The sequence below is a fragment of the Geodermatophilus dictyosporus genome (assembly GCF_900115505.1).
In the GTDB taxonomy this organism is placed as follows: domain Bacteria; phylum Actinomycetota; class Actinomycetes; order Mycobacteriales; family Geodermatophilaceae; genus Geodermatophilus; species Geodermatophilus dictyosporus.
Genome location: NZ_FOWQ01000001.1, coordinates 463,517 through 483,543, shown reverse-complemented (window position 1 = coordinate 483,543; position 20,027 = coordinate 463,517). Strand labels below are relative to the sequence as shown.

Genomic DNA, 20,027 nt, shown 5'->3' with positions numbered 1-20,027 from the left:
TTGCGTGGTCGGGCCCACCCCGCGGACGCCGCCCCCACCTGGGGACGGCGCCCGCGGGACGGCTCAGGCGTCGTCGTCGTCGTCGACCCAGTCGAGGGTGCGGGCCACGGCCTTCTGCCACTTGCGGTAGTAGCGGTCGCGGGTGCCGGCGTCCATGGCCGGCGACCACCGCTGGTCCTCCGCCCACTGGCTGGTCAGCTCGTCCTCGTCGGCCCAGAAGCCGACGGCGAGCCCGGCGGCGTAGGCCGCGCCCAGCGCCGTCGTCTCGGCGATCTGCGGCCGGACGACGTCGACGCCGAGGACGTCGGCCTGGAACTGCATGAGCAGCTCGTTGACCACCATGCCGCCGTCGACGCGCAGCTCGGTGAGGTCGACGCCGGAGTCGGCGTTCATCGCCTCCACGACCTCGCGGGTCTGGTAGGCGGTGGCCTCCAGGACGGCGCGGGCCAGGTGGCCGCGGTTGACGTAGCGGGTCAGCCCGACCAGCGCGCCGCGGGCGTCGGAGCGCCAGTGCGGGGCGAACAGGCCGGAGAACGCGGGCACGAAGTAGGCGCCGCCGTTGTCCTCCACCGAGCGGGCCACCGCCTCGATCTCGCCGGCGCCGCCGATGAGCCGCAGGTTGTCGCGCACCCACTGCACCAGCGAGCCGGTGACGGCGATGGAGCCCTCGAGGGCGTACACCGGCCTGCGGTCGCCGATCTTGTAGCAGACCGTCGTCAGCAGGCCGTTCTTCGACGACACCGCCTCCTCGCCGGTGTTGAGCAGCAGGAAGTTGCCCGTGCCGTAGGTGTTCTTGGCCATGCCGGGCGAGAAGCAGACCTGCCCGAAGGTGGCCGCCTGCTGGTCGCCGAGCGAGCCGGCGATCGTGACGCCCGCGAGCGCGCCGGCCTTGCGGCCCTCGCCGTAGACCTCGGAGTTGGAGCGGATCTCCGGCAGCATCGACACGGGGATGCGCATGTCCGCGGCGATCGACTCGTCCCAGGCCAGCGTCCGGTAGTCCATGAGCATCGTGCGCGAGGCGTTGCTGACGTCGGTGATGTGCTGCCCGCCGTCGGTGCCGCCGGTCATGTGCCACAGCAGCCAGCTGTCGATCGTGCCCATGAGCAGGTCGCCGCGCTCGGCCCGCTCCCGGGCGCCCTCGATGTTGTCGAGGATCCAGGTCACCTTGGGCCCGGCGAAGTAGGTGGCCAGCGGGAGGCCGACCTTCTCCTTGTACCGGTCGGCGCCGCCGCCGAGCTCGCCGAGCTCGGTGACGATGCGGTCGGTGCGGGTGTCCTGCCAGACGATGGCGTTGTAGACCGGCTCGCCGGTGGTCCTGTCCCACACGACGGTGGTCTCGCGCTGGTTGGTCAGGCCCACGGCGGCGAGGTCGGCGCCGGTCAGGTCGGCGCGGGCCAGCGCCTGGCCGACCACCTCGCGGACGTTGGCCCAGATCTCGACCGGGTCGTGCTCGACCCAGCCGGCGCGCGGGAAGATCTGCTGGTGCTCCTTCTGGCCGACGGCCACGACGGCGCCGTCGTGGTCGAAGACCATGCAGCGGGTGCTGGTGGTGCCCTGGTCGATGGCGGCGATGTACTGGCTCACGGGGACCTCCGGGTGCGTCGTTGCAGGTGGGGGTGCGGGCGTGTGGAGCGGGGAGCGGGTCAGAAGACCCGGGCGAGCAGGCCAGCGAGGACGCCGCCGATGACGGGGCCGACCACCGGGACCCAGGCGTAGCCCCAGTCGCTGCCCTTCTTGCCGCGGATGGGCAGCACGGCGTGCGCGATGCGCGGGCCGAGGTCGCGGGCGGGGTTGATGGCGTAGCCGGTCGGCCCGCCGAGCGAGGCGCCGATGCCGACGACCAGCAGGGCGACCGCCACCGGGCCGATCTCGGTCGGGGTGTTGCCGAACCTCAGGATCACGTAGACCAGCACGAACGTGCCGACGAGCTCGGTGACCACGTTCCAGACCGGCCGGCGGATGGCCGGCGCGGTGGAGAACGTCGCCAGGACCTCGCCCGGGTCGGGGTGGGCGGCGTAGTGCTCGTGGTAGGCCAGCCAGGCCACGACGGCGCCGAGGAAGGCGCCGACGAACTCGCCGGCGAAGTAGACCAGCGTGCTGCCGACGGTGATGTCGACGCCGGGGGCGTACTCCTCGGCTCCCGAGGCCCACAGGCCCAGGGTGACGGCGGGGTTGAGGTGGGCGCCGCTGCGGTAGGCGGCGTAGACGCCGATGAAGACCGCCAGACCCCAGCCGAAGTTGATCAGCAGCCAGTCGGCGCCGCGGCCCTTGGAGTCGGTGAGCAGGACGTTGGCGACCACGCCGACGCCGCCCAGCAGCAGCAGTCCGGTGCCGAGCACCTCGGAGAAGAATACGGAGACCAGTGACACGTCCTGGGACCTCTCTGTCCGGTTGTGCCGTACGGGGGCCCGCCCGCATCCGGGCGGGTCGTGCGGGATCCGCGCTCCTCCTCTCGCGGGTTCGCGGTCGACGGGGTCGGGGGGGGGGCGGGGCCGGCCGGGTCACCGGCCGGCCCCGGGCTCAGGAGGCGTCGGCGAAGGGCCGGATCTCGGGGGCGCGCAGCCGGGCGGCCTCGGCGGAGCTGTCGTCGGGCATGACCTCGGCGGCCCGCTCGGCCTCGACGCGGGCGAGGTAGCTGGAGACCTCGCGCTCGAGCTGCGCGTCGTCCCAGCCCAGGGGCCCGGCCATGAGCGCGGCGGCCGCGCGCGCCGACGCCGTCCCCCGGTCGGCCTGCTCGTAGGACAGCCGGGTGCGCCGGGTCAGCACGTCCTCCAGGTGCAGCGCGCCCTCGGCGGTGACCGCGTAGAGGACCTCGGCCCGCAGGTAGTCCGGGGCACCCTCGAGCGGCCGGCCGAGGTCGGGGTCGGCGTCGACGAGGGCCAACACCTCGTCGACCAGGCTGCCGTAGCGGTCGAGCAGGTGCTCCACGCGCGTCTCGGTCCAGCCGTGCGCGGCGGCGAGGTGGGCCTTGCGGTTCCAGCGCACCTGGTAGCCGTCGGCGCCGACCAGGGGCAGCTCCTCGGTCAGCGACGCCGGGACCGTCGCGGCCGGGTCCTCGCCGGGCGCGCGGTCGGCCAGCGCCATGTCGACGACGTCGCGGGCCATGACCCGGTAGGTCGTGTACTTGCCGCCGGCGATGACGGTCAGCCCGGGCCGGACGGTGGCCACGGTGTGCTCGCGGGAGACCTTCGTCGTCGAGCCGCTGCCGTCGTCGACCGGCTGCAGCAGGGGGCGCAGGCCGGTGTAGACGCCGAGGACGTCGTCGCGGGTGAGCGGGCGCTCGAGGACGGCGTTGGCGTGCTCGAGCAGGTAGTCGACGTCGGCGGAGGAGGCGACCGGGTGGTCCTTGGCCAGGTCCCACGGGGTGTCGGTCGTGCCGATCACCCAGTGGGTGGGCCACGGGATGATGAACAGCACGCTCTTCTCCGTGCGGAGGATGAACCCGTCCTCGCCGGCGATCACCGACCGCGGGACGGCGATGTGCACGCCCTTGGAGGCCCGCACCGTGAGGCCCTGGGCGCGGAAGAGCTCCTGGGTCTGGTCGGTCCACACGCCGGTGGCGCCGACGACGTGGCGGGCCCGGATGGTGAGGTCGCGGCCGGTCTCGAGGTCCACGGCGCGCACGCCCGCGACCCGGCCGTCCTCCTCCAGGTAGCCGGTCACCTGCGTGCGGCTGGCGGCCAGCGCGCCGTGGCCGACGGCGGTGCGCACGAGCACCTGCACCAGGCGGGCGTCGTCGACCTTGGCGTCCCAGTAGCGGATGGCGCCGATGGCGGCGTCCTCGCGCAGCGACGGGGCGACCCGGCGCAGCGCCTCCTTCGACAGGTGCCGGTGCAGCGGCACCCCCCGGCCGCCGACCCGGCCGAGCAGCCCGCCGAGGGTGTCGTAGAGCGCGATGCCGGCGCCGATGTAGACCCGTTCCCACAGCCGGTGCCGGATCGGGTAGAGGAAGGGCACCGGGTGCACCAGGTGCGGGGCGAGCCGGCCGACGAGCAGGCCGCGCTCGTGCAGCGCCTCGCGGACCAGCGCGAAGTCGAGCATCTCCAGGTAGCGCAAGCCGCCGTGGACCAGCTTGCTCGCCCGGCTCGAGGTGCCCGAGGCCCAGTCGCGCTGCTCGAGCAGGCCGACGGTCAGGCCGCGGCTGGCGGCATCCAGGGCGGCCCCGGCGCCGGTCACACCACCTCCGATCACGAGGACGTCGAGGACCTGGGAGGACATGCGGTCGAGTGCGTCGGAGCGGTTCTGCAGGGACAGGGCGGTGGGCACGGGCACTCCCGGGAGGTGCGCTGGTCACCGACGTGGACGCCGGTTAGCTGAACACCTCAGAGCCTGCCCGGGGTGCGCCGCTAGAGCAGCCCGGTGCACGGATGTGCAGCGGCGGACTACCGTCGCCGGTGGCGAGGACTCGCCGGGGAGGAGCTGCCGACGTGACGCCCGACGACCGCATCGAACGGGTCGCCCGACGGTTCTGGCTGGACAGGGCCACGATGGAGACGATCGCCAACGAGGAGGGCGTCTCCCGGTCGACCGTCTCCCGGGCCCTCGACACCGCGCGGGCCACCGGCGTCGTGTCCATCACGGTCAACCCCGTGCACGGACGTGCAGCCGCGATGGCCGCGGAGCTCGGCCGCCGGCACGGCATCTCGGCCCGCGTGGTCCCCGTTCCGGAGGACGCGACCGGCCCGGCCCGGCTGCAGGCGGTCGCGGCCGAGACCGCCGTGCTGCTCGACGAGGTGGTCGACTCCGGCACCACCCTGGGCCTGGCGTGGGGCACCACGACCAGCGCGGTGGGCCAGCACCTGCGGGCGCGCCCGCTGCGGGACGCGCACGTCGTCCAGCTCAACGGGGCGATGAACACCCACAGCAGCGGGGTCGGCTACGGCAGCGACGTCCTCGGCCGGTTCGGGACGGCGTGGGACGCCCGGGTGCACCACTTCCCGGTGCCGGCGTTCTTCGACCGGCCCGAGACGCGCCAGGCGATGTGGCGCGAGCGCAGCGTGCGCCGCGTCCTCGACCTCCAGCAGGGGGCCGGCGTCGCGCTGTTCGGCATCGGGGCGATGACCGGCGCGGTGCCCTCGCGGGTGCACACGGAGGGCTACCTGACCCCCGGGGACCGCGCCGACCTCCTCGCCGGCCACGTGGTGGGCGACGTCTGCACGGTCTTCCTGCGCGCTGACGGCTCGTGGGAGGGGATCCCGCTCAACGCGCGCACCAGCGGCCTCCTCCCGCCGCTGCTGCGCCGCATCCCCCGGCGGGTGTGCGCGGTCGCCGGCGACGACAAGGTCGCCGGTCTCGTCGCCGCGCTGGCCGCGGGCCTGGTGACCGACCTGGTGCTCGACTCGCGGGCGGCCCAGGAGCTGCTCACCTCCCGTCCGCCCACCCGGCCCGCGGCGTTGTGGCGGCCGCCGCCGGGCCACCCGTCACCGACCGGCGCTAGCGTCCGGGGTACCTGACCCGGGGAGGCCGCCGATGGACCCGTCCGCCCACCTCGCGGCGCTGCGCCGGGCCGACGCCCGCTTCGCCGATGCCGCCGCCGAGGCCGTGCTGGCCGCCGGCTGGGGCGCCGCGGTGCCCGGCTGCCCCGGCTGGACGCTGTCGGACCTGGTCTGGCACCTCGGCGAGGTGCAGCACTTCTGGGCGTGGGTGGTGCGCACGCGCGCACCGCACCCCGGTGGCTACGAGGGCCCGCAGCGCCGTCCCGACGACGAGCTGCTGGGCTGGTCGGCCGGGCAGTCAGCGGAGCTGGAGGTCGCGCTGGCCGCCGCCGACCCCGCCGAGCGGGTCTGGACCTGGGCGCCGCGGCAGGACGTCGCCTTCGTGCTGCGGCGGCAGACGCACGAGGCCGTCGTGCACACCGTCGACGTCGAGCAGGTGTTCGGCGACGTGCGGCCGGTCCCGGCCGACGTGGGCCTCGACGGCGTCGACGAGTGGCTGGAGGTCGTGGTGCCCGGGGTCTTCCCCGACGGCCCGCCCGAGGGCGCCCACCCGGTGGTGCTGCACGCGATCGACGCCGGGCAGGAGCGGACCCTGTTCGCGGGCTCGCGGCCGCAGCCGGTGGCCACGTTGCGCGGCACGGCCGGTGACCTGCTGCTGGCCTGCTGGCGGCGGGTGCCGCTGGAGGTGCTCACCGTGGACGGCGACGGCCTGCAGGCGGCGGCGATGATCGACCTCGTGCGCCTGGACGCGCCCTAGGGCCAGGCCACGGCGTAGCGCTCGAACGCCTCGCCGGTCTGCACGCCGACCACGCAGAACACCAGCCCGGCGGGGTCGGTCATCTGCCAGAACGAGCCCATGTCGGCCAGCCGGCGGGCGCCCAGCGTCTCCAGCCGGGCCACCTCGGCGGGCACGTCGTCGGTCTCGACGTCGACGTGCCAGCGCGGCGGCGTCCCCTCCCCCGTGCGCTGCACCTCCAGGTGGAGGCCGCCGGCGAGGGAGCCGAGGGAGGCCCAGCTGTCGTCGGCGGGGTCGGGGGCGGCGGTGCGGCCGGTGGCGCCGGCCCAGAACGCGGTGCCCGCGGCGTGGTGCGCGGGCGGCAGGTCGAGCAGCAGGACGGCCAGGCGGGATCGGTGCGGCACGTGTCCACTGTCGCTCTGCCGGGCTCCGACCGCGGCCAGGAGCCGTACCCGACCTGCGCCGAGCCCCGCCTCGTCACACCTCGGGAGGCCTCCGGCCCCCACGCGGCGCGACGACCCTCAGAAGGGCGGCCAGGGCAGGGCGGGCCACTCGCCGGAGGGCTCGGGGTGCAGCTGGGTGCGCAGCAGCTCGGCCACCCGCTGCTGGGTCGAGCGCACCTCGCGGCGGGTGAGGTGCTCGTGCAGCGCCTCGCCGAGGTCGCCGCGCAGCTCGTCGGCCAGGCGCTCGAGCACCTCCAGGGCCTCCAGCGGCAGCGGCCTGCCGGCCCAGCGCCACAGCAGCGTGCGCAGCTTCGGGTCGGAGGAGAAGCAGATGCCGTGGTCGACGCCGTACACGTGGCCGGCCGAGGTCGGGATGATGTGCCCGCCCTTGCGGTCGGCGTTGTTCACCACCGCGTCGAACACCGCCATCCGGCGCAGGCCGGGGTGGTCGGAGCGGACGAAGGCGGCCAGGTCGACGTCGGGGTCGCCGTCGATCCACAGCTGCACCATGCCGGGGCCGAACGGGCCGTCGCGCAGCACCGTGGGCGGCACGACCGACCAGCCGGTGGCCTCGCTGACCAGCGCCGCCGACACCTCGCGGCCGGCCAGCGTGCCGTCGGGGAAGTCCCACAGCGGTCGCTCGCCGGCGACCGGCTTGTACACGCACTCGGCCTCGAGATCGCCGGTGCGGACGACGCCGACGAGGGTGACGTTGCTGGCGTCGAGCATCCGGCCCTCGAGGTCGATCTCCCCCTCGAGCAGCAGGCGTCGCGCCTCGGCGTCGCCGACCGGGGTGCGCAGCTCCCGCGCGGGCTCGCTCACCGTCGTCCCCGGTTCAGCGGCGGTAGCCGTTCTGCCGGGGGCAGACGTGCCCGGTCGGGTCCAGCGGCAGCGAGCACAGCGGGCAGGACGGGCGGCCGGCGGCGACGACGCGGCGGGCGCGGGCGACGAACGAGCGGGCCGCGCCCGGGGTGATCGTCACGCGCAGCGCGTCGGGGCCCTCCTCGGCGTCGGAGAGGATGGCCTCCTCGTCGACCGGCTCGTCGGTGGCCGCCACGGCCTCGACGACGACGGCCTGCGCCTCGCCGTCCCAGGCCAGGCCCATCGCGGCGACGCGGAACTCCTCGTCGACCGGCGCGGTGAGCGGCTCGAGGTCGTCGACGTCGGCCTGCGCGGGGACGACGGTGCCGGGCCGGGTGGCCACCTCGTCGAGCAGCTCGTCCATGCGCTCGGCGAGCACCTGCACCTGCGACTTCTCCAGCGCGACGCTGACCACGCGGCCCTCGGCGTCGGAGGCCTGCAGGTAGAAGGTCCGCTCGCCCGGCTGCCCGACCGTGCCGGCGACGAACCGGGACGGGCGGTCGAAGCGGTAGACCTGGCGGGGCACGCGCCCAGGTTACGCGGGCCTCCCGACCACCGCGTTCAGGGAACCGCCGCGCCGGCGCCGCCGCCGACGACCGCGTCGGAGTCCCTCCCCCTGCGGCGCCGGGGCCGCTTCTTCGGCGGGATCAGCGCGGCGACGTCGCCGCCGGTGTCGTTGACCCGGACGACGAACGGGCGGGTCTCGGTGTAGGTGACCACCGAGATCGACGCCGGGTCGACGACGATCCGCTGGAAGCCGTCGAGGTGCAGGCCCAGGGCGTCGGCGAGCACGGCCTTGATGACGTCGCCGTGGCTGCAGGCCAGCCACACCGCGTCGGGGCCCAGGCGGGCGTTCCACTCGCGGACGGCGGCCACCGCGCGGGCCTGGGTCTGCGCCAGCCCCTCGCCCCCGTCGCCGGGGAACACCGCGGCGGAGGGGTGCTGCTGCACGACCTTCCACATCGGGTCCCTGACCAGCTCCTTGAGCGGCCGGCCGGTCCAGTCGCCGTAGCGGGCCTCGCCGAGCCGCTCGTCGGTCTGCAGCTCCAGCTCCCGGCCGGCGAGCACCGCCCCGGCGGTCTGGCGGCAGCGGTCCAGCGGGCTGCTGACCACCGCGGCCAGCGGCACCGGCGCCAGCCGCCGGCCCACCGCGGCCACCTGCGCCTGCCCGGTCTCGTCGAGCTCGACGCCCGGGGTCCAGCCGGCCAGCACGCCACCGGCGTTCGCCGTCGTCCGGCCGTGCCGCAGGAGGATGACGGTGGTCACGACGCCCGAGCCTAGGCGGGCGGAGCGGACGGTGCCGTCCCTCAGTTCGGGGCCAGGACCCCCACGCCGACCAGCGCGAGCAGCGCCAGGCCCAGCACCACCCGGTAGACGACGAACGGGGTGAAGGTGCCGCGGTCGAGGTAGCGCAGCAGCCAGGCGATGACCGACAGGCCCACCCCGAAGGCGATGGCGGTGGCGAGGGCCGTCGGCCCCCAGGAGATCGTCTCGCCGGCGACGTCGCCGGTGAGGGTCTCGTAGACCTGGAAGAACCCCGAGCCGAGGACCGCGGGGATGGCCAGCAGGAACGAGTACCGCGCCGCCGCCGCCCGGGTGTAGCCGAGGACGAGCCCCATGGTGATCGTGCCGCCCGAGCGGGACACGCCCGGCACCAGCGCCATCGCCTGCGCCAGGCCGAACAGCAGCCCGTCGCGGACGGTGAGGTGGCGCAGCTCCCGCTCCTTGCGGCCCACCCGGTCGGCCCAGTAGAGGACCAGCGAGAACGCCACCAGCGCGATCGCGACGATGCGCAGGTCGCGGAAGGTGGTCTCGATGTCCTCCTGGAACAGCAGGCCGAGCACCACGATCGGGATGCTGCCGACGATGATCAGCCAGCCCATCCGGGCGTCGGGGTCCGACCGCTTCGAGCGGTCGGTCAGCGCGCGCAGCCAGGCGACGACGATCCGCGCGATGTCCCGGCGGAAGTACAGCAGGACGGCGGCCTCGGTGCCGATCTGGGTGATCGCGGTGAACGCCGCCCCCGGGTCCCCCCAGCCCGTCGCCTCGCCGACCACCCGCAGGTGGGCGCTGGAGGAGATCGGCAGGAACTCCGTCAGGCCCTGCACCAGGCCCAGGACGACGGCCTCGAGCCAGCCCACCGCCGGTCAGCCCCGGCGTCCGGACGGCGGGCGGGCGGGCGCGGCGGAGGTCAGCGGAGGCACGGGAGGACAGCCTAGGTCGGGTCGCCGGGACGGTCCGGACGCGACCCGCGCGCCGTCCACCACACCGCCCGTGTGCCCGGCCCGTGTCGGCGTCCGGCGGTAGGTTGGCCCGTCGTGGAACAACGGGCGCTGGGGCGCAGCGGCCTGGTCGTCTCCCGGCTGGGGCTGGGCACCATGACCTGGGGCCGGGACACCGACGAGGACGAGGCGGCGCTGCAGCTGACCGCCTTCGCCGACGCCGGCGGCACCCTGGTCGACACGGCCGACGTCTACTGCGACGGCGACAGCGAGCGCCTGCTGGGCCGGCTCATGGCCGACGTCGTCCCCCGCTCGGAGCTGCTGGTGGCCACCAAGGCCGTGGGCCGCACCGGCGCCGGGCCGATGGGCCGCGGCGCCTCCCGCGGGCACCTGCTGGCCGCGCTGGACGCCTCGCTGGAGCGGCTCGGCGTCGACCACGTCGACCTGTGGCAGCTGCACGCCTGGGACGACGTGACGCCGGTCGAGGAGACCCTCGCCGCCTGCGACGCCGCGGTCGCCTCCGGCCGGGCCCGCTACGTCGGGGTGAGCAACTTCACCGGCTGGCAGACCGCGCAGGCGGCCACCTGGCAGCGCGCCTGGCCCGGCCGCACGCCGCTGGTCAGCACCCAGGTCGAGTACTCCCTGCTGCAGCGCGGTGTGGAGCGGGAGGTGGTGCCCGCCGCGGAGGCGCTGGGGCTCGGCGTCCTGGCCTGGTCGCCGCTGGGCCGGGGGCTGCTCACCGGCAAGTACCGCGCGGGCACCCCCGACGAGTCGCGCGGCGCCTCGCCGCAGTGGGCCGGGTTCATCGACGACCTGCGCTCGCCGGCCGCCGACCGGATCGTCGAGGCCGTGGTGACCGCCGCCGACGGGCTGGGCACCACGCCGCTGGCCGTGGCGCTGGCCTGGGTGCGCGACCGGCCCGGCGTCGTCGCTCCGGTGGTCGGCGCGCGCACCGCCGAGCAGCTGCAGGCCTCGCTCGACGCGGAGACCGTGCGGCTGCCCGCCGCGATCCGCACGGCGCTGGAGGACGTGTCGGCGCCGCACTTCTCCTACCCGGACCAGCGGTCGGCCCGATGAGCGCGGTCCCCACCCCAGCGGCTCCCGACCCGGTCTTCGCCGCGTTCTGCGCCGCGGGCCTGTGGCCGGGCCTGGGCAAGCGGGCCGCCGCCGAGCTGCCCGGCGCCGGGATCACCTCGCCCGACGACGTGACCGCCGCGAAGCTGCAGAAGCTGCCGCGGGTCGGCACCCAGCGCGCCGAGCGGCTGTTCTCCTCGTTCCTGTCCGCCCAGCCCACCTACGGCGTGGTGGAGCTGCTGGTCACGGCGGGGCTGGAGGCCCGGCTGGCGTCCTCGGCCGCCGACGCGCTGGGCGAGGACGCCGCCCGCCGGCTGCGCGACGACCCGTGGGCGCTGCTGCGGCTGTCCACCGTCAGCCTGCGCGACGCCGACCGGCTGGCCATCTCGCTGCTGCCCGGCGCCGACCGCAGCGACAGCCGCCGCGGCCGGGCGATCGTCCTCGTGACGCTGCGGACGGCGGCGCGCGACGGGCACACCGTGCTGCCCGCCGACCTGGTGGTGGCCGCACTCCGCGCCGAGGGCGTGGCCGACCCGGTGGCGGCGGTGGTGGCGGCGGTCGAGTCGGGCGAGGTGCTCGACCACGAGCCGCCGGAGCCGGAGTTCGACGAGGACGCCGATCCGGACGCCGAGCCCCCCGAACCCGACCCGGCGCTGCGGACGCTCTCGCTGGCGCGCTTCGGCATGGCCGAGGAGGCCGTCGCCGAGGGCGTGGCGCGGCTGGCGGCCACCGCCGAGCGGATCGCCGACCCCGCCGCCGTCCGGTCGGTGGCCAAGGGCCTCGACGACGCGCAGAAGGCCGCCGTCGCGCAGGTGCTCGGCGCGGGCGTCTCGCTGCTGACCGGCGGGCCCGGCACCGGCAAGAGCCGCACGGTGGCCGCCGTCGTCCGGCTGCTGAGGGCCAAGGGCAGCGAGGTGGCGCTGGCCGCACCCACCGGGCGGGCGGCCAAGCGGCTCGAGGAGCTCACCGACCACCCGGCGACGACGGTGCACCGGCTGCTGGGCTCCCAGGGCTTCGGCGGCGGGTTCGCCCGCAACGAGGAGTGGCCGCTGGACGCCGACGTCGTGGTGGTCGACGAGGCCTCGATGCTCGACGTCGAGCTCACCGCGGCGCTGGTCGAGGCCTGTCCCGACGGCACCCACCTGCTGCTGGTCGGCGACCCCGCGCAGCTGCCCTCGATCGGCCCCGGGCACGTGCTCGGCGACCTCATCGACTCCGGGGTCGTGCCGGTGACCGAGCTGACCACCCTCTACCGGCAGGCCGAGGGCGGCGCGATCGCCCGGCTGGCCAACGCCGTCCGCGGCGGGCAGCTGCCGCCGGTGGACTCCCCTGACCGCGAGGTGGTCGTCGTCCCCGCGTCGGGCAGCGGCGAGGCGGCCCGGCGGGTGGTGCAGCTGGTCACCGACTCGATCCCGCGGGCCCTGCGGATCGAGCCGCGCAACGTGCAGGTCGTGACGCCGGTGCACCGCGGCCCAGCCGGCACGATCGAGCTGAACCGGGCGCTCAAGGAACGGCTGAACCCCGGCGAGGGGACGGTGTTCGGCTTCGACGTCGGCGACCGGGTGGTGGCCACCGCCAACCACCTCGACATCGAGCCGATCGGGTTCGCCAACGGCGAGGTGGGCGTGGTGACCGGCACCGGCGACGGCACGCTCGACGTCGCCTTCGCCTCCGGGCCGGTGACGGTTCCCAACGACGCGCTGCCCGACCTCAAGCACGGGTGGGCGATCACCGTGCACCGGGCGCAGGGCTCGGAGTGGCCGGGCGTGGTGGTCGTGCTGCCGCCCGAGGCCGGCGGGATGCTGTCGCGGCCCCTGGTCTACACCGCGCTCACCCGCGCGCAGCAGCACCTGTCGATCGTGCACGCGTCGGGGGCGGCGCTGGCGCGGGCGGTGCGGGAGGTCGACGTCCGCCCCCGCCGCACCCGCCTGGCCCGGCTCCTGCGTGAGAACGCCGGCTAGTCCCGGCGCGCGAGGCCGGCGCGCAGGGCGCACAGCAGGCGCGACGTCGCCGCGCGCAGCTGGCCCGGGCAGGTCAGCGGCCGCGGGAAGGGCACCCGGACGTCGCGGTGCCCGCCGGGCCGCTCCACCCGCAGCCGGTAGCCGAACCGGTCGACGCCGAGCGGGCGCACCACCTCGCCGGGGCCGACGGCGACCCGGCTGCGCAGCGCGGCGAGGACGTCGGGGTGGTCGCGCTCGAGGTGCTGCAGCACCCCCGCCTCGACGGCGGCGAGCGGGTCGGGGCGGGCGGCGGCGAACCCGGCCGGCGAGACCTCGGTGCAGCCGCCGCCCTCGCGCAGCACCACCTCGGCCAGGTCCAGGCGCAGCAGCGCCGCCGCGCCGCCGACGTCGAGCAGCGCGCCCTCGGGCCGCACCTCGGCGAAGGCCAGCGCGGCGGCGGTGCGGTCGGCCGGGGGCACGGCGGTCAGCCAGCCCGAGAGCCACAGCGTGGCGCGCACCGGGTCGCGCAGCGGCACCGGCGCCCGGTCGCTGACCATCAGCAGCGCCGACAGGTCGGCCCGCTCCTCCACCGCGCGGGCCACCTCGCCGTCGGCGGGGACCAGCACCAGCACCTGGCCGGCCGCCGTGGTGGCGTGCGCGAGCGGGCGGGCCGGCTCGTGCCCGGGCAGGCAGACGGCGGCGGCCGTCCGGGCGGCGGCGGTGCGGGCCCGTTCGGCGGCGCCGGCGACGGACGGTGCCTGCGGACCGGAGCAGGTGGTCACGGAGCTCCCTTGGGTCGATGAGTTAGGACAGCCTAACCACACCCGGCGTGCGGCGGAAGTGTGCCCGGGCTGCCCGCCGGGCAGGACGCCGGCGACCCGCACCGGCTCCCCGGGAGGCCCCGTGACCCGCTCCGGCACACCGCGGCGCGCCCTGGTGACCAACGACGACGGGATCGACAGCCCCGGCCTGCACGCGCTGGCCCGGGTGGCGGTGCGGGCCGGCCTGGAGGTGACGGTGGCCGCGCCGCACGAGGAGCACAGCGGGTCGGGCGCCGCGCTGACCGCGGTGCACTCCTACGGCCGGCTGGTGCTGCACCGGCGGCAGCTCCCCGGGGTGGACGCCGTCCGCACGCTGGCGGTCGAGGCCTCCCCCGGGTTCATCGCCTTCGCCGGCGTCCGCGGCGCGTTCGGCGAGCCGCCCGACATCGTGCTGTCGGGGGTGAACAAGGGACCCAACACCGGGACGGTCGTGCTGCACTCGGGCACCGTGGGCGCCGCGCTCACCGCGACCACGCAGGGGCTGCCCGGGCTCGCGGTCTCGCTGGAGGGCGCCGCGGACTGGACCGCCGAGCACGCCTGGGACACCGCCGAGGAGGTGACCGCCCGCGCGCTGCGCTGGGTGCTGGCGCACCCGCCGGGACCGGTGGTGGTCAACGTCAACGTGCCCGACGTCCCGCCCGGCCGGCTGCGCGGCCTGTGCGCGGCGCGGCTGGCTGCCCACGGCGCGGTGCAGGTCGAGGTCGGCGAGACCGGCGAGGACTTCGTGACCCTGACCTACCGCGAGGCACCCGGGCGGCCGGCGCCCGGCAGCGACGTCGCGCTGCTGCGCGAGGGCTGGGCGACGGTGACCCTGCTGGGCCCGCCGGGCGAGGTGCCCGGCGCCGGCTACCCGGGGCTCGACCCCGCCTGAGCGGCGGGTCAGTCGGTGCGCTCGTCGTCGTCCAGGGGGACGTCGGCCTCCTGCTCGAGGACGTCGGCCTCGTCGGCGTCGCGGTCGCCGACGCCGCGCGGGGTGCCGGCGGTGCCGGGCGAGGTGGCCAGCTGCTGCTCGAGCGCGTCGGCCTCGGGGACGCCGTCGCCGATGCCGCCGACCTCGCCGGCCGAGACGGGGGCGGCGGGCTCGACCAGCGCCTGCTGCTCGGCGCGGTCGGCGTCGTCGGCGGTGCCGGGATCGGTCACGTCGTCCTCCCTCGGTGCGGTGCGTCGGTCGCCGCCCATCCTGCCGCCCCGCCGCCGGTCCCGGCAGCCCCGTGGACGGCAGGTGGCAGACGGGTGACCGGGGGTCGTCGTGCGTGGCAACATCGGTCGGGTGGACGGCGCCGACGACTACGAGTACGCGCCGCTGCGGATCCCGCCGGGCACGTCCCGGTCCGCAGCGGCGACCATGCTGAGCCTCCAGGTCGACGTCGGCGGGTGGGAGCTCGCCCGCCTCCAGCTGCACGCCGACGGCACCCGCAGGGCCGTGCTGCGGCGGCGGGCGCGGCTGTCCTACCTGCCGATGCCGGTCACCTGAGCGGTCACCGCATCGACGGGGGCCGCAGGGCCTCCGGGACGACGGCGGTCTCGCCGGTCGCCGTCCTGGCGCTGGGCACGCCCTTGAACCGGTAGGGCACGGTGCCGACGCCGGGCTGGACGACGTAGGCCGCGCCCGGCTCGCCGGACTCCCACGCCATGACCATCGCGGCGGCGACCTCGGCGGCGGGGATCACCGGGAACCGCGCCGCCTCGAACTCGTGCCGGATGCGGTCGATGATCGCGGTGTCGGCGAACCCCGGGCAGATCGCGGTGATGGTGGTGCCCTCGCGGGCCAGCCGGGGCGCCATCGACCGGACGAAGGCGATCGCGCCGCCCTTGGCCACGCTGTAGCCGGGGTCGGTGGCCATGGGCGAGAGGCCGGCCAGCGAGGCGGTCACCACGATGGCGCCGCCGCCGGCCCGTCTGATCGCCGGCCGCGCGGCCTGCACGCCGTAGACGACGCCGAACAGGTCGATCTCCACCACGCGCATGAACTCGTCGAGGTCGAGGGCGTCGTCGCTCTTGGCGGCGGAGATGCCGGCGTTGAGGTAGGCGGCGTCGAGCCGGCCGTGCTCGGCCTCCACCTGCGCGACGACGGCCTCGTTGGCCGCCCGGTCGGCGACGTCGAGGGCGGCGAAGTGCGCACCCAGCTCCTGCGCCACCGACCGGTTGCGCTCGGTGTCGAGATCGGCGGCGACGACGGTGACGTCCCGCTCGCGCAGCTGCTGCGTCAGCGCGCGGCCGAAGCCGCCGGTGCCCCCGGTGATCAGCGCGACGGAGCCCGGGCCGGGAGGTGTGGGTGAGGTCACCCGGGCATCACACCACGCCCGCCGGGACGGCCAGCGCGCGGTCGACGGCGGCGGTCGCGTGCAGCCGGGCCGACGGCAGCAGCGGCACCGGGGAGTCGTCCGGGCCGAGCAGCAGCTCGAGCTCGGTGCAGCTCAGCGCCACCGCCTGCGCGCCGCGGTCGGCGAGGCGGGCGACCACCCCGCGCAGGTCGGCACGGGTCGCGTCGGAGAGGACGCCGCGGCACAGCTCGCCGAAGATGGCGGCGTCGACCCGGTCCACGTCGTCCGCCGGAGGCACCAGCACGGTGAGCCCGCGGGCGGCCAGCCGGTCGCGGTAGAACGGCGCGCGCACGGTGCCGGCGGTGCCGAGCAGCCCGACCACCGGTCCCGGCGCGGCCGCGGCCACCGCGTCGGCGATGTGCAGGAAGGGCACCGACAGCGCGGCCTCGACCGCGGGGGCGACCCGGTGCATGTAGTTGGTGCACAGCAGCACCAGGCCGGCGCCCGCCCTCTCCAGCGCGCGGGCCTCGGCGGCGAGCAGGGCCGCGGCGTCGTCCCAGCGGTCCTCCACCTGGCAGGCGCGCACGCTGCGGAAGTCGAGGCTGCGCACCAGCAGTGAGGCGCTGGCCAGGCCGCCGAGGCGGTCGCGGACCAGCTCGTTGGCCACCCGGTAGTACAGCGCCGTCGACTCCCAGCTCATGCCGCCCAGCAGTCCGATCGTCTCCACGGCCCCAGGCTGGCGGCACGCGACCTCGTGGACCAGACGACGGGATCGACCACCGGACCCAAGCGCTGCTTGGATGTGCCCGTGGACGCCCGCCGCCTGCTCGTCCTCCGCGAGGTCGCGCACGCCGGCTCGCTGGCCGGCGCCGCACGGGCCCTGGGAACGACCCAGCCGGCGGTGAGTCAGCAGGTCCGGAAGCTGGAGGCCGAGACCGGCACCCCGCTGGTCGTGCGCGAGGGGCGCGGCGTGGCGCTCACCGAGGCCGGCCGGCGGCTGTTGCGCCACGCCGAGGCGATCGCCGACCGGCTCGCGGCGGCCGAGCAGGACCTGGCCTCGCTGACCGGGCTGGCCACCGGGGTCGTGCGGATCGCCGCGTTCCCGACCGCCGCCGCCGTCCTGGTGCCCCCGGCGCTGGCGGCGCTGCGCGACCGGGCACCGGCGCTGGAGGTGCACTTCGCCGAGCTGGAGCCGCCGGAGGCCGAGGCCTCGGTGCGGGAGGGCGGCAGCGACCTCGCCGTCGTCTTCCGGCACGAGGACGACGGCGACGACGTCCCCGGTGACCTCCTGCGCGAGCCGCTGACGCGCTCCCCCGTGCAGGCCATCGTCCCCGCCGGGTCGCCCACCCCCGCCGCGCTGGCCGACCTGCGCGACGAGCCGTGGATCGCCGGCTGCGCCCGCTGCCGCCGGCACCTGCTGCGCTGCGCGCGACGGGCCGGGTTCGTCCCCGACGTCCGCTTCGCCACCGACGACCACGTGGTGGTGCAGCGGCTGGTCGCGCGCGGGCTCGGCGTGGCGCTGCTGCCCAGCTGGGCGCTCGCGGTCAGCGCCCAGCCCGGGGTGGCCGCCGTCGACCTGCCCGACGTCGACGGGCGGGTGGTGGAGACCCTCGTCCGCCCCGACGCGCGCCGGGTGCCCGCGGTGGCCGCGGCGCTCGAGGCGCTGCGGGCCGCCTGCTAGACCGCGCGGAGGAACCGGTCGAGCACCCGGACGCCGAAGCGCAGCGACTCCACCGGTACCCGCTCGTCGATGCCGTGGAACAGCGAGGCGAAGTCCAGGTCGGCGGGCAGCCGCAGCGGGGAGAAGCCGAAGCAGCGCATGCCCAGTCGCTGGAAGCTCTTGGCGTCGGTGCCGCCGCTCATGGTGAACGGCACCGGGCGGGCGCCGTCGTCCTCGCTCCTGAGCGCCGCGACCATCTGGTCGACCAGCGGGCCGTCGAACGTCGTCTCCACGGCCTGGTCGTGGACGATCCACTCGCGCTGGACGCCCTCGCCGATGAGCGAGGCGAGCTGGCGCTCGAACTCCTCCTCCTGGCCGTGCAGGAAGCGGCCGTCGACGGTGGCGCTCGCGGTCCCGGGGATGACGTTGGTCTTGTAGCCGGCCTGCAGCATCGTCGGGTTGGCGGTGTTGCGCAGCGCCGCGCCGATCATCCGGCTGATGCTCCCCAGCCGGGCCAGGGCCTCCTCCGGCTGGTCGGGGTCGATCTCGACGCCGTAGGCGTCCTCGACGGCGGCGAGGAAGTCCCGCATCGGCGGGGTGAGCACGGTGGGCAGCCGGGCCGAGCCGAGCCGGGCGACGGCCTGGCAGAGCCGGGTGACGGCGTTGTCGTCGTGGACGAACGAGCCGTGCCCGGGGCGTCCGCCGGCGGTCAGCCGCATCCAGGCCAGGCCCTTCTCCGCCGTCTGCACGAGGTAGAGGCGCAGGTCGTCGCGGACGGTGATGCTGAAGCCGCCCACCTCGCTGATGGCCTCGGAGCAGTCGGCGACCAGGTCGGGGTGCTCGTCGACCAGCCAGCGGGCGCCGAGCGCGCCGCCGGCCTCCTCGTCGGCGACGTAGGCGAGCACGATGTCGCGCGGCGGCTGCACGCCGGTGCGGGCCCAGTCGCGCACGAGGGCCAGGACCATCGCGTCCATGTCCTTCATGTCGACCGCGCCGCGGCCCCACACGTAGCCGTCGCGCTCCCCGCCGGAGAACGGGTGCACGCTCCACTCCGCCGGGTCGGCGGGGACGACGTCGAGGTGGCCGTGCACCAGCAGCGCCGGGCGGCTGGGGTCGGTGCCCGGGATGCGGGCGACGAGGCTGGCCCTCCCCCGCTCGGACTCGAGGATCTGCGAGCCGATGCCGACCTCGTCGAGCTTGCCGGCCACCCACTCGGCGGCGACCCGCTCCCCGGCGCTGGTGGCGGTGTCGCCGGTGTTGGTCGTGTCGATCCGGATGAGGTCGCTGAGCAGTTCGGCGACCTCGGCCTGGGCCTGGACGGGACCTTCGCTCTCCACCTGGAGAGCGTAGGGCGTCCGCCGATCCGTCGTCGCGACGGTGGATCACCGAGGGCGGACCGTCCCCTGACCTGGTTATCCTCCCGCCGCCGACGGCCGCGCACGCGACGGCCCGGCCTCCCGACCCCTGGAGGTGAGCCCGCTGACGTCCCTGCGGGCGCGCGACCCCCTCGCGGCCGCGCGCAGTGCCGTGCCGCTCCTCGTGGTGTGCGCGGTCGCCGTCTCCGCGTGGACGCTCGTCGAGGCGGGCGCCCTGGGCGGGACGGAGACCGCCGTCTCCTGGGCGGTGGTCGTCCTGCTCGTGGCAGCGGCCGTGGTCTTCCGGCTCGTGCCGGCCGCCCGGCTCGACCGCGTGCACGCGGGAGCGGTGGCGGCGCTCGTCGGCGTCCTGCTCGTCTGCGGGCTGCGGCTGGTCACCGCCGACAGCTCCGTCGCCGCGCACGCCTTCCTCACCTTCCCGGTCCTGTGGACCGCCGTGCACCTCGAACGCGGGGGCGTCGTCCTGGTGACGGGGGCGGCCGTGGTCGCCGACGCGGTCACGGCGCTGCTCCTGCTCCCGCTCGAGGCGGCGCTGACCGACGTCGTGTTCTCGGGGGCCGTCCTCGTCGTCGTCGCCGTGGTCCTGTGCCGGGCCGCGGCGACGCAGGCACGGCTGGTCGCGGCCCTGCAGGAGCAGGCGGAGGTGGACGCGCTGACCGGGCTGGTCAACCGCCGCGTCTTCGACCAGGCGCTGGCCGGGCAGCGGTCGCGGCGGACGTCGTCGGGCACCGCGCTGCTGCTCATCGACGTCGACACGTTCAAGCAGATCAACGACGCGCACGGCCACCCGGTGGGTGACGCGGTCCTCGTGCACCTGGCGGGTGTGCTCCGCGAGCAGGTCCGCGCCGAGGACGCCGTCCTGTCCCGGCTCGGTGGCGACGAGCTCGCCGTCCTGCTGCCGAACTGCCCTGCCGACGTGGCTGCCGGGCGCGCCGCACGGGTGCTCGACGCCGTCCGCGCGACGCCGCTGTCGCTGCCCGACGGGACGTCCCTCCCCGTGTCGGTGAGCCTGGGCGTGGCGCACACCGCCGGCTCGGTGCTCGACGTCCGGGACCTGTACTCGGCTGCCGACCGGGCGTTGTACGCGGCCAAGCGGGCCGGCCGCGGGCGGGTGGCGGTGGCGCCGCCCGTCGCTCCGCACCCGGCCGTGCCGCGGCGGCGGGGGGCGCACGAAGCCGCGCCGTCGGTCGGGTAA

21 protein-coding genes are annotated in these 20,027 nt (G+C 76.2%); 8 read left to right on the top strand and 13 right to left on the bottom strand.

The window, feature by feature from the left end; translation table 11 throughout:
- Window positions 1-63 precede the first annotated feature (63 nt).
- From glpK to BMZ33_RS02210, 3 genes are all read right to left on the bottom strand, one after another.
- Window positions 64-1,584, bottom strand: coding sequence for a glycerol kinase GlpK (gene glpK, locus BMZ33_RS02220; RefSeq protein WP_091107287.1), 1,521 nt, complete (start codon window positions 1,582-1,584; stop codon window positions 64-66).
- A gap of 59 nt (window positions 1,585-1,643) precedes the next feature.
- Entirely contained in the window at window positions 1,644-2,369 is a 726-nt protein-coding gene (locus BMZ33_RS02215) for an MIP/aquaporin family protein (protein ID WP_169063772.1), read from the bottom strand.
- 151 nt (window positions 2,370-2,520) lie between these two features.
- Window positions 2,521-4,266: a glycerol-3-phosphate dehydrogenase/oxidase gene (locus tag BMZ33_RS02210; protein ID WP_169063771.1), complete on the bottom strand. Its 1,746-nt coding sequence runs from the start codon at window positions 4,264-4,266 to the stop codon at window positions 2,521-2,523.
- Between the two features lie 161 nt (window positions 4,267-4,427).
- On the opposite strand from BMZ33_RS02210, the gene BMZ33_RS02205 reads away from it, so the two are divergent.
- Both BMZ33_RS02205 and BMZ33_RS02200 read left to right on the top strand, forming a co-directional pair.
- Window positions 4,428-5,453, top strand: coding sequence for a sugar-binding transcriptional regulator (locus tag BMZ33_RS02205; RefSeq protein ID WP_169063770.1), 1,026 nt, complete (start codon window positions 4,428-4,430; stop codon window positions 5,451-5,453).
- Between the two features lie 16 nt (window positions 5,454-5,469).
- Entirely contained in the window at window positions 5,470-6,192 is a 723-nt protein-coding gene (locus tag BMZ33_RS02200; protein ID WP_091107285.1) for a maleylpyruvate isomerase family mycothiol-dependent enzyme, read from the top strand.
- On the opposite strand, the gene BMZ33_RS02195 is transcribed toward BMZ33_RS02200, so the two are convergent.
- The 5 genes from BMZ33_RS02195 to BMZ33_RS02175 form a co-directional block, all read right to left on the bottom strand.
- Window positions 6,189-6,575, bottom strand: coding sequence for a VOC family protein (locus tag BMZ33_RS02195; protein ID WP_091107283.1), 387 nt, complete (start codon window positions 6,573-6,575; stop codon window positions 6,189-6,191). The two genes, BMZ33_RS02200 and BMZ33_RS02195, sit on opposite strands and share 4 nt — an antisense overlap.
- 117 nt (window positions 6,576-6,692) lie before the next feature.
- Complete coding sequence (locus BMZ33_RS02190) at window positions 6,693-7,436, bottom strand: SCO1664 family protein (RefSeq protein WP_091107281.1); 744 nt, start codon at window positions 7,434-7,436, stop codon at window positions 6,693-6,695.
- A gap of 13 nt (window positions 7,437-7,449) precedes the next feature.
- Window positions 7,450-8,001: a DUF3090 family protein gene (locus tag BMZ33_RS02185; protein ID WP_091107279.1), complete on the bottom strand. Its 552-nt coding sequence runs from the start codon at window positions 7,999-8,001 to the stop codon at window positions 7,450-7,452.
- A gap of 35 nt (window positions 8,002-8,036) precedes the next feature.
- Window positions 8,037-8,741 (bottom strand): histidine phosphatase family protein, encoded by a 705-nt coding sequence (locus tag BMZ33_RS02180; protein WP_091107277.1) that lies wholly within the window; start codon window positions 8,739-8,741, stop codon window positions 8,037-8,039.
- Between the two features lie 41 nt (window positions 8,742-8,782).
- On the bottom strand, window positions 8,783-9,616 hold the full coding sequence (locus BMZ33_RS02175; protein WP_091107275.1) for an undecaprenyl-diphosphate phosphatase: 834 nt from the start codon (window positions 9,614-9,616) through the stop codon (window positions 8,783-8,785).
- A gap of 177 nt (window positions 9,617-9,793) precedes the next feature.
- On the opposite strand from BMZ33_RS02175, the gene BMZ33_RS02170 reads away from it, so the two are divergent.
- Complete coding sequence (locus tag BMZ33_RS02170) at window positions 9,794-10,774, top strand: aldo/keto reductase (protein ID WP_091107273.1); 981 nt, start codon at window positions 9,794-9,796, stop codon at window positions 10,772-10,774.
- Window positions 10,771-12,732: an AAA family ATPase gene (locus BMZ33_RS02165; RefSeq protein ID WP_091107271.1), complete on the top strand. Its 1,962-nt coding sequence runs from the start codon at window positions 10,771-10,773 to the stop codon at window positions 12,730-12,732. Before BMZ33_RS02170 ends, BMZ33_RS02165 begins: the two co-directional genes overlap by 4 nt.
- Here the strand turns inward: BMZ33_RS02165 and BMZ33_RS02160 are convergent.
- Window positions 12,729-13,493 (bottom strand): DUF2470 domain-containing protein, encoded by a 765-nt coding sequence (locus BMZ33_RS02160; protein WP_091107270.1) that lies wholly within the window; start codon window positions 13,491-13,493, stop codon window positions 12,729-12,731. The two genes, BMZ33_RS02165 and BMZ33_RS02160, sit on opposite strands and share 4 nt — an antisense overlap.
- A gap of 121 nt (window positions 13,494-13,614) precedes the next feature.
- Here BMZ33_RS02160 and surE point away from each other — a divergent pair, with 121 nt between their 5' ends.
- On the top strand, window positions 13,615-14,403 hold the full coding sequence (surE, locus tag BMZ33_RS02155) for a 5'/3'-nucleotidase SurE (RefSeq protein WP_091107268.1): 789 nt from the start codon (window positions 13,615-13,617) through the stop codon (window positions 14,401-14,403).
- Between the two features lie 8 nt (window positions 14,404-14,411).
- On the opposite strand, the gene BMZ33_RS02150 is transcribed toward surE, so the two are convergent.
- Window positions 14,412-14,672 carry a hypothetical protein gene (locus tag BMZ33_RS02150; RefSeq protein ID WP_091107266.1) on the bottom strand — a complete coding sequence of 87 codons (261 nt, stop codon included), beginning with the start codon at window positions 14,670-14,672 and terminating at the stop codon, window positions 14,412-14,414.
- A gap of 130 nt (window positions 14,673-14,802) precedes the next feature.
- Between BMZ33_RS02150 and BMZ33_RS02145 the strand changes: the two genes are divergently transcribed.
- Window positions 14,803-15,006: a DUF5703 family protein gene (locus BMZ33_RS02145; protein WP_091107896.1), complete on the top strand. Its 204-nt coding sequence runs from the start codon at window positions 14,803-14,805 to the stop codon at window positions 15,004-15,006.
- 4 nt (window positions 15,007-15,010) lie between these two features.
- Here BMZ33_RS02145 and BMZ33_RS02140 read toward each other — a convergent pair whose 3' ends face one another.
- Window positions 15,011-15,817 carry an SDR family oxidoreductase gene (locus tag BMZ33_RS02140; RefSeq protein WP_091107264.1) on the bottom strand — a complete coding sequence of 269 codons (807 nt, stop codon included), beginning with the start codon at window positions 15,815-15,817 and terminating at the stop codon, window positions 15,011-15,013.
- A gap of 7 nt (window positions 15,818-15,824) precedes the next feature.
- Window positions 15,825-16,523, bottom strand: a complete 699-nt coding sequence (locus tag BMZ33_RS02135; RefSeq protein WP_091107262.1) for an aspartate/glutamate racemase family protein — start codon at window positions 16,521-16,523, stop codon at window positions 15,825-15,827.
- 81 nt (window positions 16,524-16,604) lie between these two features.
- Here BMZ33_RS02135 and BMZ33_RS02130 point away from each other — a divergent pair, with 81 nt between their 5' ends.
- Complete coding sequence (locus BMZ33_RS02130) at window positions 16,605-17,477, top strand: LysR family transcriptional regulator (protein WP_091107894.1); 873 nt, start codon at window positions 16,605-16,607, stop codon at window positions 17,475-17,477.
- Here the strand turns inward: BMZ33_RS02130 and BMZ33_RS02125 are convergent.
- The gene (locus BMZ33_RS02125; protein WP_091107260.1) at window positions 17,474-18,793 is read right to left on the bottom strand and encodes a M20/M25/M40 family metallo-hydrolase; all 1,320 of its coding nucleotides are present in this window, start codon (window positions 18,791-18,793) and stop codon (window positions 17,474-17,476) included. The two genes, BMZ33_RS02130 and BMZ33_RS02125, sit on opposite strands and share 4 nt — an antisense overlap.
- A 133-nt stretch (window positions 18,794-18,926) precedes the next feature.
- On the opposite strand from BMZ33_RS02125, the gene BMZ33_RS02120 reads away from it, so the two are divergent.
- Window positions 18,927-20,027, top strand: coding sequence for a GGDEF domain-containing protein (locus BMZ33_RS02120; protein ID WP_169063769.1), 1,101 nt, complete (start codon window positions 18,927-18,929; stop codon window positions 20,025-20,027).

Bases quoted from the DNA above. Each gene is read 5' to 3' on its own strand.
- BMZ33_RS02165 (WP_091107271.1), top strand. From the start codon at position 10,771: ATGAGCGCGGTCCCCACCCCAGCGGCTCCCGACCCGGTCTTCGCCGCG.
- BMZ33_RS02200 (WP_091107285.1), top strand. From the start codon at position 5,470: ATGGACCCGTCCGCCCACCTCGCGGCGCTGCGCCGGGCCGACGCCCGC.